The organism is Brevundimonas fontaquae (assembly GCF_017086445.1).
Lineage (GTDB): Bacteria > Pseudomonadota > Alphaproteobacteria > Caulobacterales > Caulobacteraceae > Brevundimonas > Brevundimonas fontaquae.
On record NZ_CP070968.1, the window covers coordinates 1,324,168 to 1,337,643 of the forward strand.

At 66.5% G+C, this 13,476-nt stretch carries 12 protein-coding genes and 1 tRNA gene; 5 read left to right on the forward strand and 8 right to left on the reverse strand.

All coding sequences use genetic code 11. The features are described 5' to 3' along the window. The first annotated feature begins 92 nt into the window (after window positions 1-92). The gene (locus tag JX001_RS06420) at window positions 93-620 is read left to right on the forward strand and encodes a porin family protein (protein WP_039244441.1); all 528 of its coding nucleotides are present in this window, start codon (window positions 93-95) and stop codon (window positions 618-620) included. 72 nt (window positions 621-692) lie between these two features. Here JX001_RS06420 and JX001_RS06425 read toward each other — a convergent pair whose 3' ends face one another. Beyond that, window positions 693-953 (reverse strand): hypothetical protein, encoded by a 261-nt coding sequence (locus tag JX001_RS06425; RefSeq protein ID WP_105625219.1) that lies wholly within the window; start codon window positions 951-953, stop codon window positions 693-695. Between the two features lie 145 nt (window positions 954-1,098). Here JX001_RS06425 and JX001_RS06430 point away from each other — a divergent pair, with 145 nt between their 5' ends. Both JX001_RS06430 and JX001_RS06435 read left to right on the forward strand, forming a co-directional pair. Further along, complete coding sequence (locus JX001_RS06430) at window positions 1,099-2,304, forward strand: M48 family metallopeptidase (protein WP_205682786.1); 1,206 nt, start codon at window positions 1,099-1,101, stop codon at window positions 2,302-2,304. A 42-nt stretch (window positions 2,305-2,346) separates the two neighbouring features. Further along, window positions 2,347-2,808, forward strand: a complete 462-nt coding sequence (locus JX001_RS06435; RefSeq protein WP_205682787.1) for a DoxX family protein — start codon at window positions 2,347-2,349, stop codon at window positions 2,806-2,808. Window positions 2,809-2,812: 4 nt separating this feature from the next. On the opposite strand, the gene JX001_RS06440 is transcribed toward JX001_RS06435, so the two are convergent. From JX001_RS06440 to JX001_RS06460, 5 genes are all read right to left on the reverse strand, one after another. Beyond that, window positions 2,813-3,967 (reverse strand): beta-ketoacyl-ACP synthase III, encoded by a 1,155-nt coding sequence (locus JX001_RS06440; protein ID WP_205682788.1) that lies wholly within the window; start codon window positions 3,965-3,967, stop codon window positions 2,813-2,815. 114 nt (window positions 3,968-4,081) lie between these two features. Further along, on the reverse strand, window positions 4,082-6,136 hold the full coding sequence (locus JX001_RS06445) for a capsule polysaccharide biogenesis protein (protein ID WP_241004790.1): 2,055 nt from the start codon (window positions 6,134-6,136) through the stop codon (window positions 4,082-4,084). A 199-nt stretch (window positions 6,137-6,335) separates the two neighbouring features. Beyond that, the gene (locus JX001_RS06450; protein WP_205682789.1) at window positions 6,336-7,166 is read right to left on the reverse strand and encodes an HpcH/HpaI aldolase/citrate lyase family protein; all 831 of its coding nucleotides are present in this window, start codon (window positions 7,164-7,166) and stop codon (window positions 6,336-6,338) included. After that, complete coding sequence (locus JX001_RS06455) at window positions 7,166-7,843, reverse strand: SDR family NAD(P)-dependent oxidoreductase (protein ID WP_205682790.1); 678 nt, start codon at window positions 7,841-7,843, stop codon at window positions 7,166-7,168. The genes JX001_RS06450 and JX001_RS06455 overlap by 1 nt, the downstream gene beginning before the upstream one ends. A gap of 60 nt (window positions 7,844-7,903) precedes the next feature. Beyond that, entirely contained in the window at window positions 7,904-8,401 is a 498-nt protein-coding gene (locus tag JX001_RS06460; protein WP_205682791.1) for a GAF domain-containing protein, read from the reverse strand. A gap of 176 nt (window positions 8,402-8,577) precedes the next feature. Here JX001_RS06460 and JX001_RS06465 point away from each other — a divergent pair, with 176 nt between their 5' ends. Together JX001_RS06465 and JX001_RS06470 are read left to right on the forward strand one after the other, a co-directional pair. Beyond that, a complete protein-coding gene (locus tag JX001_RS06465; protein ID WP_205682792.1) occupies window positions 8,578-9,042 on the forward strand; it encodes a hypothetical protein in 465 nt (154 codons plus the stop codon). Between the two features lie 210 nt (window positions 9,043-9,252). Next, window positions 9,253-12,555 carry a S8 family serine peptidase gene (locus JX001_RS06470; RefSeq protein WP_205682793.1) on the forward strand — a complete coding sequence of 1,101 codons (3,303 nt, stop codon included), beginning with the start codon at window positions 9,253-9,255 and terminating at the stop codon, window positions 12,553-12,555. Window positions 12,556-12,619: 64 nt separating this feature from the next. On the opposite strand, the gene JX001_RS06475 is transcribed toward JX001_RS06470, so the two are convergent. Next, window positions 12,620-13,282 (reverse strand): hypothetical protein, encoded by a 663-nt coding sequence (locus JX001_RS06475; protein WP_205682794.1) that lies wholly within the window; start codon window positions 13,280-13,282, stop codon window positions 12,620-12,622. Window positions 13,283-13,357: 75 nt separating this feature from the next. Further along, a tRNA-Ile gene (locus JX001_RS06480) sits at window positions 13,358-13,433 on the reverse strand. Window positions 13,434-13,476: the final 43 nt, after the last annotated feature.

Consider the following 13,476-nt stretch of genomic DNA (forward strand, 5'->3'; position numbering starts at 1 on the left):
CTGGAACAGATGACGCCGTGACCTATTTAAGCACTCGCTGGATGGGGCTGATGATCGGCTCGGTCATCACATCTAGGAGTTAATAAGAAACAATGCGTAACATTCTTCTCGCCGCTGTCGCCGTTTCCGCAATCGCCGCTCCGGCCTTTGCTCAAACCAATCCTGAGCCGCGTGGTTACGGCTCGCTGGGCTACACTCATCTTGAAGGCGACAATGCAACGACGGGCGCTGTCACCGGTCGTCTTGGCGTCAACCTCAACCGTTACATCGCTGTGGAAACTGAAGCCTCGGTCGGCGTGAAGCATGACGACTTCACCGTCGCGGGCGTCGATGGCGAGATCAAGCACGAGTGGGACGCCGCCGGTTACGTGGTCGGCAAGGTGCCGGTCTCTGACAAGCTGGAACTGTTCGCACGCGGCGGCTACGGCCACACCGAGCTGAAGCAGAAGTTCCCGGGCGCCAACACCGACGTGGGCGGCGACAGTTGGAACTACGGCGCCGGCGCCAACTACTACCTGGACGGCGTCAACGGCGTGCGCGCCGACTGGACCCGTCGCGACTACCGCGACAACGGTGGTGAAGCCGACGCCTATTCGGTCAGCTACATCCGTCGCTTCTGATCTGATCGATCAGTCCTAACGACGAAGGCGCGCTCCGCAGGGAGCGCGCCTTTTTCGTTCAGGACATTCAAATCAGCCGAAGTCGCCGGCCAGGGCCCAACGCTGCGAGCCTTCGCCGAACGGGCGAACGAACCAGTCGCGATAGTATTCAAAGGTCTCGATGATCTTTTGTCGAAGATCGGGCGGGTTGACCGCCTCGCCGCGCTGGCGCTTCATCGCCGCCACGCAATCGACCACCATGTTCTGGTGCGCCGAGCCACCCATGCTCTTCAACACGGTGGCGATATCATGAGCCAAGCTTTCCAGGACCTGCTTGGGCGTCTTGTGAGCCATCTGGGACATCCCCTGTTCTCGACAGGAGAATGCGTGACAAAAAGTCGTGAAAGATTCAAGCGTGGCCGGGCGAGAATCATCATGGATGCGAATTAACCTGACATAACGCGGGTCGCGCGGTTTGGTTCTCTCAAGGGAGAAAACCATGACGAATTTCGATCCGGCGGCCGCGACGGCCCAATGGCTGGCGACTTTGTCGCCCCAGGAAACGGCACGCGCCATCGCCTATACCCACGGTTCGCACTGGCTGATCCTGTGGAGCTTCCTGGTTTCGGCCTTGGTCGCCTGGATCATCGTGCGTACCGGCCTGCTGGTCGCGATCCGCAGCCGGATCGAACGTCGCCGTCGTCGGCCGATCCTGGCCAGTTTCGCCGTCGCCCTGGTCTATTCGGGCATGAGCTGGGCGCTGACCCTGCCGTGGGCGATCTATCAGGGCTGGTGGCGAGAGAAACAGTATGGACTGACCAGCCAGGCCTTGGGCGGCTGGCTGGGCGAGGCCGTGATCGGCGCGGCCATCTCGGTCGTGGCGACCTCGCTGCTGCTCGTGGCGATCTATGCGCTGATCCGGCGTGCGCGCCGGTTCTGGTGGGCCTGGGCGGCCGGAGTGACGGCGGCCTTCATCGTCATCGGCCTGGTGCTTGCGCCCCTGGTGATCGAACCGATCTTCAACACCTATACGCCCGCTCCGAACGGGCCGGTGCGCGACGCCGTCGTGACCCTGGCCAAACAGACGGGCACGCCGTCGGACAAGATTTTCATCTACAACGGCTCCAAACAGTCCGACCGCTACACCGCCAATGTCTCGGGCCTGTTCGGCACGGCGCGGGTGGCGATGAGCGACACCATGTTTAAACAGGGCGCGGATCTGGCCGAGGTGCGCGGCGTGGTCGGCCACGAGATGGGCCACTATGTCCGGGCGCACATTCTCTGGACCGTCGGCATTCTGGTCCTCCTGTCGGTGCTGGCCTTCTGGCTGACCGACCGGCTCTATCCAGTGGCGCATCGTCTGCTGAGGGCGGATCGCGTGGGCGACATCTCCGACCCTGCGGGCCTGCCGGTCCTGGCCCTGGTGCTGGCCTTCCTGGGCGTGCTGGGAACCCCGGTCTTCGCCACCATGACTCGCACGATGGAGGAGGACGCCGACCACTTCTCGCTGGTTCACGCCAACGAACCGGACGGTCTGTCCAAGGCCCTGATCAAGACCGCCGAATACCGCGCCCCGTCGCCGTCGGCGATCGAGGAGTTCCTGTTCTACGATCACCCCAGCGTCGAGAACCGCATCCGCCGCGCCATGGAATGGAAGGCGACGCATCCAGCCAAAGCCTCGGCAGGGCAACCGACCCGCCCGTAGGGCATTGAAGGCTTCGCCTTTCCAAGCGGAGCCTTCCCCCTCATGATCGACCTCTATCGCGGCCTCGGCCTGGGCGTTCCGGCGCTGATGGACATCGCGCCTTTGATCGCGCGGGTCGTGGTCGGGGGCATGTTCTTCCTGTCCGGCTTCTACAAGCTGTTCACCCCGGCCCAGGCCGAGAAGATGCAGAAGACGATGGTCGAGGTCGGGATCGCCGCGCCCCGCCAGACCGCCAAGTTCGTCTCGGTGTGCGAGTTCGCCTTCGGCGTCCTGCTGATCATGGGCCTGTTCACCAGCCTGGCGGCCTTGGTGCTGCTGATCATCAGTCTGGTCGCCCTGGTGACCGTGGCGTCAAAGTCGGTGGAGGGGACCAGCCTCGGCTATCGCCTCTCCAGCTATTTCGACCTGCCCGAGACCCTGCTGATGGTCATCCTGGTCTGGCTGATCGCCAATGGACCGGGGCTCTGGAGCCTGGACTTCGTCCTGTTCCTGCCCCGGCTTTAACGCGTCAGGCGGCACGCTTCCTGACGAAGATCGTCCCGGCCGAATAGCCGGCGCCGAAGCTGCAGATCAGTCCCGTATCGCCCGCCTCGAACCCGTCGTTGTGCAGGTGGAAGGCGATGATCGACCCGGCCGAGGAGGTGTTGGCGTATTCGTCCAGGATGATGACGTTCTCATCGGCCGAGGGCTCGCGACCCAGCACCTTCTTGCCGATCATGGTATTCATGTTGATGTTGGCCTGGTGCAGCCATAGGCGCTTTAGCTCGTGCGGATCCAGGCCCAGTTCGCCGGCGTGATCCACGATCATATCCGACACCATCGGCACCACGTCGCGGAAGACCTTGCGGCCCTGCTGGATGAACAGCTTGTCGTTCTGGACGCTGTCGTCGGCCTCGGGGCTGTCCAGATGCGCGGTGTCACGCGCGTTGCGATTCAGGAAGCCGAAGTTGTTGCGGATATTGTTGGAGAAGGTCGTCTTCAGCCGCGTGCCCAGCACGTCCCAGCCGCCCGGCCCCGCCGTATCCGACGACTCCACGATCACCGCCGTCGCCACGTCGCCGAAGATGAAATGGCTGTCGCGGTCGGTGAAGTTCAGGTGGGCCGAACAGACCTCAGGATTGACCATCAGCACCGCCTTAACCGAGCCGCCGGCGATGAAGTCCGCCGCCGTCTTGATGCCGAAGGTCGCCGAGCTGCACGCCACATTCATGTCGAAGGCGAACCCCTCGATGCCCAGGGCCTGCTGAACCTCGATCGCCATGGCCGGATAGGCGCGCTGCATGTTCGACGCGGCGCACAGGACGGCGCCGATTTCCGAAACAGGCTTGCCCCAAGCCTCGATCGCCTGACGCGCAGCCTTGACCGCCATCTCGGCCAGGATCGAAATCTCGTCATTGGAGCGTTCCGCCAGGTTCGGGGCCATCCGCTCGGGATCGATGATCCCGGCCTTGTCCAGCACGAACCGGCTCTTGATGCCCGAGGCCTTTTCGATGAACTCGGGCGAGGAATGCGATTTCGCCTCCAGCTCGCCGGCCTCGATCTGGGCGGCGTGGCGGGCGTTCCAGCCGTCAGCCCAGGCGTTGTAGCTGTCGACCAGTTCGGCGTTTGAGACCGACTGTTCGGGGGTGAAGAGGCCGGTGGCGGCGATCACTGCATTCGACACTTTGTGGTTCCTATCGCTCGACGCGCGGCGTCTCGCTGCTTGAGGAGTGTGTTCCTATCGCTCGGCCCGCGGGACCTTGCTGCTTGAGGACAGTCCGTTTCCTATCAGAACGCGTCAATAGGACGGCGGCGGCTTGCGGTCGAGACTGGCGATGATCCCGGCGGCCCAGCGCTGCACCTGGCCGCGCGGCGCCTTGGGCGTCGGCTGGTCGCGCGCGGCGATCAGCCGGTCCACAAGATCCTCGGCCTCGCAGGGCCAGCCCTCGGGCGTGACATAGAGGGGATAGGCGATCAGGGCGGCGTGGACCAGGTGATCGACGCCGGCGCGGCGGCTGCGGCGCTCGAAGGTCAGCCGATCGTCGGTCAGCCCCCATCCGGCATAGAAGGGCCGGCCATAGACCGACACCGCCTTGCCCCGCATCAGGGCCTCGAACCCGGTCAGGGAGGTCAGGGTCGCCACTTGGCGACAGGCGCTCAGACAGTCGATGATATCCAGCCCGTCGCCCACAGCATCGACCGAGGCCATGGCCCCGGCGTCCAGTCGCCCGGGCCGGTTGCCCGCCAGCACGTCGGGGTGATTGCGATAGACCAGAAAGGCGTCCGGATGATCGCGCCGCGCCGCCTCCACCAGGGCCGAGTTGGTGTTCAGATCCGGCGCACAGCCCAGCAGGATCGACTTGTCGTTCTCGACTTGGCCGACCACCAGCAGGATGTCGCGATCAACGGGCCAGTCCGTCGGCGCCTGACCCCTCAGATTGTATTTCGACAGGCCGGCATCGACCACGCGCGTCCGCAAGGCGGCGGCCCGCGCCAACTGCACCGGCGACAGGTCCGAGGTCTCGATGAGGGTCTCCAGCCGCGAGGGCCGCGACGGATCGTAATAGACGCCCTGATCGTCCAGGGCGACCGACAGGGCGCCGACGAAGTCGGACCCCAGGCCCCGCGAACGGATAAAGCCGTCCTCCATCCGCACCGTCGGGCCGTCGAAATCGGCCGCCGCCTGACGCGTCGCCTCGCTCTCCTTGCCCGCCCACCAGATCAGCCGGCCGTCGCTCGCCTTGGCATGGGCGGCGGCGCGCGAGGGCGACATGAAATAGCGCATCGACGCCTTGGGCGAGTTCAGCAGGCGGCGCACCGGCGGACGCTTTGCCGGCGCGAACCCCACCGCTGACCACGAGCCCGCCAGCCGGTCGGCCCGGTCGCGCAACGCGATCAATCGCTCCAGCGCCTGTTCGGCCTCGCACCGTTCGCCGGTGACGGGATCGACATAGCGGCTGTAGGCGATCAGAGCGGCGGCGGCGACCTGTTCGATCGACCGCATGACGCCGCGCCGCCCCGTCTGGACCGCATCGGTCGTCAGACCCCAGCCGGAATAGAAGGGCGCCCCGAAACACCGCACCGGCAGGCCGCGCAACAGGGCCTCGAAGCCCAGGGCCGAGGTGACACAATAGACCGCATCCACCGCCGCCAGCAGGTCGGCGGGCCGTACATCCGTATCGACCAGGGTGACGCCGGCCAGGTCCGTCACGCAGCCGCGCTTCTTGCCCGCCGCTACCGCCGGGTGGCGTTTGACGATCAACTGGGCGTCCGGCTCGTCGCGCCGGGCGGCGGCGATCATCTCGTCAAAGCTCTGGGCCGTCGCGAGGCCACAGGCGATGGAGGCGTCTCCAAACGTCTGGTCCACGATCAGCACACGCCGACCGGGTTTCAGCAGGCCCGGATCCAGCGGCCCGCCCATATTGGTCTTGGACACGCCCGAAGCCACGATCCGGTCAATCAGCCCGCGCGCCCGCCCGATCATGGCCGCGTCGCACCAGTCGTCGGCGCTGGCGATCAGATGCTCCAGCCGACTGGGCCGGGTCGCATCGTAATAGACGCCCAGATCGTCGACGATCAGGCTGAGGCTGGTCGCTCCCGCCTCGCCGATCCCGACCGAGCGCAGGAACCCGTCCTCCAACGCCACATAGGGCCGCCCGTTCTTTTGCGCCCACCTTCGCCCCGCCGCCGCCGTCGGCTTCATCCCCCAGCCCAGCACCGCCTGCACATCGTCGCCTGGCAAGCGACGCAGGTCGTAGTCGGCCAGAAACACGTCGAGGAACGGGACCTTCAGCACGCCGGGCGCGCAAACCCAGGCCGGGATTTTCAAAGGCGTGTCGAAGGGTAGGGGCAAGTCGGGTCCGCTGAAGTTCGACGCGAGCTTTACGGCGGTTGCGTCACACCCGCCAGTCTCCTCACCATTTCATGGGGAGGTGGCTCGAAGCGCAGCGAGAGACGGAGGGGCTCTTCAAATCATCACAGGCGTCTGTAGGACTTCCAGAGCCCCTCCACCGCTTCGCGGTCCCCCTCCCCACAAGTGGGGAGGATACAGGCTAGTCCGCCCGCGCCAGCAAGGCCTTCGCCTGCTCCAGATGCAGCCGTTCGACCATCGCCCCGTTCACGCGGATCGCGCCTCGGCCCTCGGCGTCCGGCGCGTCGAAAGCGGCGACGATCGCCCGTGCATCGGCGATCTCGGCTTCGGACGGCGAGAAGGCGGCGTTGGCGGCCGCGATCTGCGACGGGTGGATCAGGCTCTTTCCGTCGAACCCGTACAGTCGTCCCTGCAGTGCCTCGGCCGCCAGGCCTTCGGCATCGTCGATCCGGTTGAACACCCCGTCGATGGCCAGCAAGCCATTGGCCCGCGCGGCGGCGACCAGCATGGCCAGCCACGGCTTGAAGGGCTCGCGATCCGGCGACGCCCCCGTCCCCAACGCCTTGGCGAGGTCGTTGACCCCCAGCATCAGCCCGTCCAGCGCCCCATCCGACGTGGCGATGTCGGCCAGGGCCATCAGCGCGCGCGGCGTCTCGATCATCGCCCACAGGGCGCAGCCCTTGGCCAGACCGGCGGACAGGGCGTGCACGGCCTCGGGCGTCTCCACCTTGGGCGCGACGACCAGCGTGGCCCCCGCCGCCTTCATCGCCGCCAGATCGTCCAGCCCCCAGTCGGTGTCCAGCCCATTGATCCGCACGCCCAGGCGCGGCCCGAAGCCGCCGTCCCGAACCGCCGCGACGGCGGCGTCGCGGGCGTCAGCCTTGGCCTCGGGCGCCACGGCGTCTTCCAGGTCCAGCACGGCGACATCGCAGTCCAGCGTCCGCGCCTTCTCGATCGCCCGTGCATTGGAGGCGGGCAGATAAAGGACGCTGCGGACCCGGTCGCTGCGCATCAGACGCGGCCCGTGACGGGCACCAGGGCGCCGGTCATGGCTCGGCTCTCGGGCGAGGCCAGGAACAGGATCACCGCCGCCAGATCGGCCGGCGCGACCCAGGTCGCCGGGTCGGCGTCGGGCATGTCATTGCGGTTCGTCGGCGTGTCGATGATCGACGGCAGGACGGCGTTGACCGTCACCTTTGTCGTCTTCAACTCCTCGGCCAGCGCCTGGGTCAGGGCGTGGACCCCGGCCTTGGCGGCCCCATAGGCCCCCATGCCGGCCGCGGCTTTCAACGCGGCGGCCGAGCCAACGTTGACGATCCGACCCTCGGACGAGGCCTTCAGGGCATCCAGCGCCGCGCGGCTGGCGTTTACGGCGGTCGCGACGTTCAGCGCATGCATCCGGTCCCACGCCGGTTCCGCATCGTCGGTCGTCTGCCAGACGAAGCCGCCGGCGATGTTCAGCAGGGCGTCCAGCCGCCCGAACCGCGCGATCACGGCGTCGACGGCCTTCTGCGCCTGGCTGGCGTCCGTCAGATCGACCCCGCCGACCTCCAGCACGCCCTCGGGCACGGCATGGCCCGAGGCATGGTCGATGACCGCGACCTGCCAACCGGCCTTCAACGCCGCCTCCAGCACCGCCCGGCCCAGGACGCCGTGTCCGCCCGTGATTGCGACTGTCCGCTGCATCATCCGATCCTCCATGTCGCCGGGGACCATAGAGCCGGACACGGCCGGATCAACCAGCCCCGATCAAGCGTCGGCGAACACCTTCGCCATCAGCCGTTCCAGCGCCTCTTTATCGTCCGTATCGAAGGCGGCCGGCGTCGTCGCATCCACGTCGAACACCGCGATCAGCGTGCCGGATGCGTCGCGCACGGGCACCACAATCTCGCTGGCCGAACGGCTGTCGCAGGCGATGTGGCCGGGGAAGGCGTGCACGTCTTCGACCAACTGCGTCTGGCCCGTCGCCGCCGCCGCGCCGCACACCCCGCGCCCGAACGCGATGCGCAGGCACCCCAGCGTTCCCTGATAGGGCCCGACCACCAGTTCGTCCGCCTTATCCGGCGCCACGACATAGAAGCCGGTCCAGAAATAGTGCTCGAACGCATCCGCCAGCATCGACGCCACCGTCGCCATTCGCGCCGTCACATTCGGCTCGCCATCCAGCACGGCCAGGATCTCCGCCTCGACCTCCAGATAGCGCGCCGCCTTGTCGGCGGGACGATCGTTACGGGCGACATAGGCCATCGAAAAACTCCGGAGCGGGACAGGCTGGCGATATAGGCGAGCGGCCGGCCGAAGGGGAGGGGCGCCGTCAATCGCCGCCGCCTGGCCGGGAACGCTTCCATGCGCCCCCGTGTTGGCGCTGGGAGACAACGACGGAGGCTCCCGTGACATCAACCCCTTCACGATCGCTCAGCCTGATGGCCGCCCTGATGCTGTCGGCCGCCGCGGCCGCCTGCGGTCAGGACGCCGGCGCGCCTGGGCCAACTGACGCGACTCAGACCCCCGCGCCGTCCGCGCCAGAGCCCACAGCACCGCCCCCGGAACCGGCCAAGACCGGCGCAAGCTCCGCTACCTCGTTGTCAGAACCCGCGACGCCGGCGGCGTCGCGCAAGTCCTGCTATCTCTCGGTCGACGGCAAGGTTCTGCTCGATGAGCCCTGCCTCGTCTATCCGTTCGGCGACGGCGGCTACACGATGAACGCGTGGTCCGAGGGCAAGCCCAAGAACTCGCATTTCGCCGTCGTTGCCCTGATGGCCGACGGCTCGGCCGACGCCACCTGGAACGCCGACCCCGACGACGACAAGGCCGGCGATCGCTTAGGGACCGTGCGCCTCAGCGACGGCTGCTGGATCAACGACCGCGCGCGTATCTGTGTGGAATAACCGTGTTCAATAGGGCCGGGCAGGATCCAATCCGTGCCTAAAGCTTGAGCGCAAGCGCATGATCTATCCCAAACAAAACCACTGGGACGAAACGTCTCAAGGCTAAAATGTGGTTGACGACAACGCAAAACACCTACGATTTGTACGTCTGAGTTGCGTCATGGGGGCGCAGAAGACGAGTTGTCGGCCACAGGCCGCAGGGGGTTTGTTTTGGGTTTTAGTTTCAAGGGCGGGCTTCTGGCCGCAGCGGCTGGCGTCGCGATCATGGTGGGCACGACGGCTGTGGCGCAGACCGCTCCGGCTCCCACGGCGCCGACCGGCGGTTTCTACATGGCCAACGGAACGCGCACGACGAACTATCAAACGGCCATCGCCTCCTGGCGTGCGGACAGCCAGTTCGCCGTCGACTATTCCAAAGGCTTCCTGGGGCTGGAACACGCCTACGCCATGGGGCTGAGCGGACGCGGCCAGACGGTCGGGGTCAATGACGCCGGCGTCTATGTCGATCACCCGCTGTTCGGATCGGCCGGCAAGGTGACGGGCCTGCGCACCGAGGCGGTCGCCGGCTACGGCAATGACGGCCTGATCAACCCGCGCCGCCGTTGGGAAGGCCACGGCACCCACGTGTCCGGCACCATCGCCGGCGACCGCGTGGCGGGACAGACGATGTTCGGCAACGCCTTCAACGCCAAGCTCTACGCCGCCACCGCCAACTTCTCGGCTGGCGACTTCCTTTGGTACAAGGACGCGATCATCGACGGCAAGATCGTCGCCACCCAGAACCAGAACATCGTCGACCTGGCCAATACGGGCCAGGTGCGCATCATCAACAACAGCTGGGGCAGCGGCAACAGTCTGCCATTCAACGCCTCGCTGCCCACCGTGCTGGCGTCGTTCAACCGCAACTACGGCGACTTCTACAAGCCGGTGCTGGACAAGGACGTCCTGGTCGTCTTCTCCGCCGGCAATGGCTATGGCGTCCATGCCGGGATCGATGCGGCCGCGCCGCTGAACGACCCGCGCCTGCGCTCCAACTGGCTGTCGGTCGCCAACTATTCCAGCTTCACCGCCGCCGATCCCTCGACCAGCTTCTGCGGCCAGACGGCGACCTGGTGCGTCGCCGGACCGGGCTCGAGGGTGATCTCGTCGGTGCCTGCCTATACGATGGACCGGGCGGGCATCCTTGCGCTTTATCCGCGCGCCAACTATGCCAGCCTATATTCGGCGACTACGGTTTCGGCGCTGGAGACGGCGTCGGTCAATCAGTTCCTGGGCGTTCTGAACGCCTATCTGAACGCCCGTCAGACTGGCGGCCCCACCTACAACGAAGATGCGTGGCGTCGTGAGGTCGCGCGCCAAGCGGCGGCCATCACCCTGGTTTCGGGGGCGCGCCTTGGCGATCCGGACGGCTTCACCTCGCGTCTGGCCGGGCTGCTGGTTTCGACCGGAAACATGGCGATCCTGACTCCGGCCTTCTCCAGCGCCGTGCTGCAATATGCCAACGACGAGCTTCAACGCGTCCTGAACCAGTACATAAAATACACCGGCGCGGGTTATGCGGCCTACACCGGCACCTCGATGGCGGCGCCGAACATCTCGGGCTTCGCGGCCCTGCTGATGGAGAACTTCCCCGAATATTCGACGGCTCTGATCTCGGATATTCTGGTGTCCAGCTCCAAGGATCTGGACACGCCGGGCGTCGATCTGCGCTCGGGCTGGGGCGCGCCGCAGATGGACGTGGCCCTGCGCGGACCGACGGCGCTGCGCGACACCCGCGACGTCACCGTCGCCGTGGGCACGGTCGATATCTGGAGTAACAACATCGGCGATGCGCGCGACCGCTATTCGGCCGAGGTCAAGGCCAACTTCGGCAATGACATCGGCGGTCTGGTCAAGAAGGGCGGCGGTCAGCTGATCCTGACGGGCGCCAACGACTACAGCGGCCCGACCCGGGTCGAGGGCGGCCTGCTGACCGTCAACGGCAGCCTGCTGCGTTCCAGCGCCACCGTCGGCGGCGTCGGCATGATCGGCGGCACGGGCACGCTGGCGAACTTGACGGCGGAAAGCGGCGGCGTGGTGTCGCCCGGCGACGGCGTCAATCCGTTCGGAACCCTGACGGTCGCGGGCAATCTGAACTTCAAGCCCGGCTCCTTCCTGTGGATCCGCTCCAACGTAAACGGCGCGGCCTATTCTCGCCTGAACGTGGGCGGCACGACCAAGATCGACGGCGGCCAGGTCATCCTGAAAGCCGACAACGGTGAATGGAATCTGCGGACGCAGATGAACATCATCAACTCGACCGGCGCGGTGACGGGCACGTTCAGCGGCGCCCAGAGCGATCTGGCCTTCCTGGCCCCGGTGCTGACCTATTCGACCAACGGCGTGGTCCTGACGGTGCGGCGCAACGACGTGACCGTGGCTTCGCTGGGTCGGACGGACAATCAGCAGTCGGTCGGCAGTGCGCTGGACGTCATGATCAACAACACCGCGACCGGGACCAACCGCGATCTGTCGCTGGAAAACGCCCTGCTGGACGCCAGCGTGCCGGCGGTTCAGGGCGCGCTCAGCGGCCTGACCGGCGAGGTCCACGCCATCTTGGGCGGCCTGGCCGTTTCGGACACCCGCGTCATCCGCGACGCCATGTCCGAGCGCGGACGCAGTCAGGGCGGCGCGGCCACCTACGTCGGCAACGGCGTGTCGGTCTGGGGCAGCGGCGTCTTCGGCAACGGCCGGGGCTCGGCGCATGACGGCCTCGCGGGCTTCCGCAACGAAGCCTCCGGCTATCTGGTCGGGGCCGAAAAGGCGCTGGCGAACGACGTCCATGTCGGCGTGGCGCTGGGCGAAACCCGCTCGGAACTGCGCTCGCCGCGTCTGCGCTCGACCGGCCGGGTCACCAGTGAACAGATCGGCGTCTATGGCGGCGCCGGCGTCGGCGACTTCCAGATCCGCGTCGGCGGATCCTGGGCCAGCGCCGATGTCCGCACGGATCGTACGGCCCAACTGAACGCCTTCACCAACGCCTTGGTCGGCGACTATGACGGCGACGTCTGGCAGGCCTATGGCGAGGTGGCGTGGAGCCGCGCCGTCGGCGGCACGATGTTCGAGCCCTACGCCGCCTACAGCCACGTCGAATACGACGCCGATGTCGTTGAGACGGGCGGCGACGCCGCTCTGTCGGGCAATGTGAAGCAAAAGGCCGATCTGCTGACCGCCGGCTTCCGCACCCGCACCGTGCTGGCGGGCGGCGAGGGGCGTCCGCGTCTGTCGGCGGTGACCCACCTGGCCTACACCCACGACCTGAATGGCGACGGCCCGGTCTTCGACGCCGCCTTCGCCGATGGTCCGCGCTTCCTGATCGACGGAGCCAATCCTGGCGACGACGTGATCTCGGGCGGACTGGGCTTCAACATCCAGGCGACCGAACGCACCGCGATCGAGCTGGGCTATACCGGGCTCTACAAGGACGAATATCGCGACAACCGCATCTATGGCCGGTTCAGCGTCAAGTTCTGATCTGACGGCAGGATAAGACGGCGGCGGCCCCGATCGACGATCGGGGCCGTTGTTGCTTTGGAGTCTAGTTCGTCTGGGCGGACAGGGCGTCGTTGTCCTGGGTGAACGGTCGATCTCGCTCGGACGTGCGGTTTTCGATCCAGACTCCGCTGCGACCCGTCACCCGCTCGACCGCCTCCACCGCGCTGCGGATGAAGACGTCCGGGCTTTCCGCTTCATTGGAGCGTCGAACGGGTATCGCCGGATCGCCCTCCAGCAGGGTCGAGGCATAGACGTTCAACTGATGCCCCCGACGTCGCCCGTCGCGATAGGGAAACAGGCACAGGGTGTAGTGCTGCTCGATCCGCGCCTGCAGACGCTGAACCGCCTCGGCGCGCCAACTCGCGCCCTTGCACACCACCGTTCGGGGCGCGCTCAGCCACCCGGCCGGCGCGCGGGTCGCCGGCCCTTGCAGACCAAACGCGCTTTGCGCTGTCGGATCGACCAGGGTGAAGCGGCCGGGCGAGCGCGGCGCATCGGCCACGCTCAGCTGACGATAGGTCACTTGCATCGGCAAGCGATCGAGATGACGCTGCAGGGCTTGCGCGATTTCACGACCGCTGCGCGACGTCTGGAAATCCACGATCGCATAGGCCTGATCGATGCTGTGCCGATCGGCCCGCGCGGACTGAGCCTGAGCCTGAGCGCCCGACGCCTGACCCAGCGCAACCAGAGTCACAAGCGCCACAGACCGTCGAAAGATCGCCATAGGCCATGACGTTCACGACCGACCGATCTGTCAAGGTTGCGCACGACAAAGATTTGGTAGGCCCGGAGGGACTCGAACCCCCAACCAGACCGTTATGAGCGGTCGGCTCTAACCATTGAGCTACAGGCCCCCAAGACGCGCCTCGGCGGTAGGGGTTTCGCCTAGCAGGCGCG

Coding starts and splice junctions, on each gene's coding strand:
- JX001_RS06420 (WP_039244441.1), top strand. CDS start 93: ATGCGTAACATTCTTCTCGCCGCTGTCGCCGTTTCCGCAATCGCCGCT.
- JX001_RS06425 (WP_105625219.1), bottom strand. CDS start 953: ATGGCTCACAAGACGCCCAAGCAGGTCCTGGAAAGCTTGGCTCATGAT.
- JX001_RS06430 (WP_205682786.1), top strand. CDS start 1,099: ATGACGAATTTCGATCCGGCGGCCGCGACGGCCCAATGGCTGGCGACT.
- JX001_RS06435 (WP_205682787.1), top strand. CDS start 2,347: ATGATCGACCTCTATCGCGGCCTCGGCCTGGGCGTTCCGGCGCTGATG.
- JX001_RS06450 (WP_205682789.1), bottom strand. CDS start 7,166: ATGCGCAGCGACCGGGTCCGCAGCGTCCTTTATCTGCCCGCCTCCAAT.
- JX001_RS06455 (WP_205682790.1), bottom strand. CDS start 7,843: ATGATGCAGCGGACAGTCGCAATCACGGGCGGACACGGCGTCCTGGGC.
- JX001_RS06460 (WP_205682791.1), bottom strand. CDS start 8,401: ATGGCCTATGTCGCCCGTAACGATCGTCCCGCCGACAAGGCGGCGCGC.
- JX001_RS06465 (WP_205682792.1), top strand. CDS start 8,578: ATGGCCGCCCTGATGCTGTCGGCCGCCGCGGCCGCCTGCGGTCAGGAC.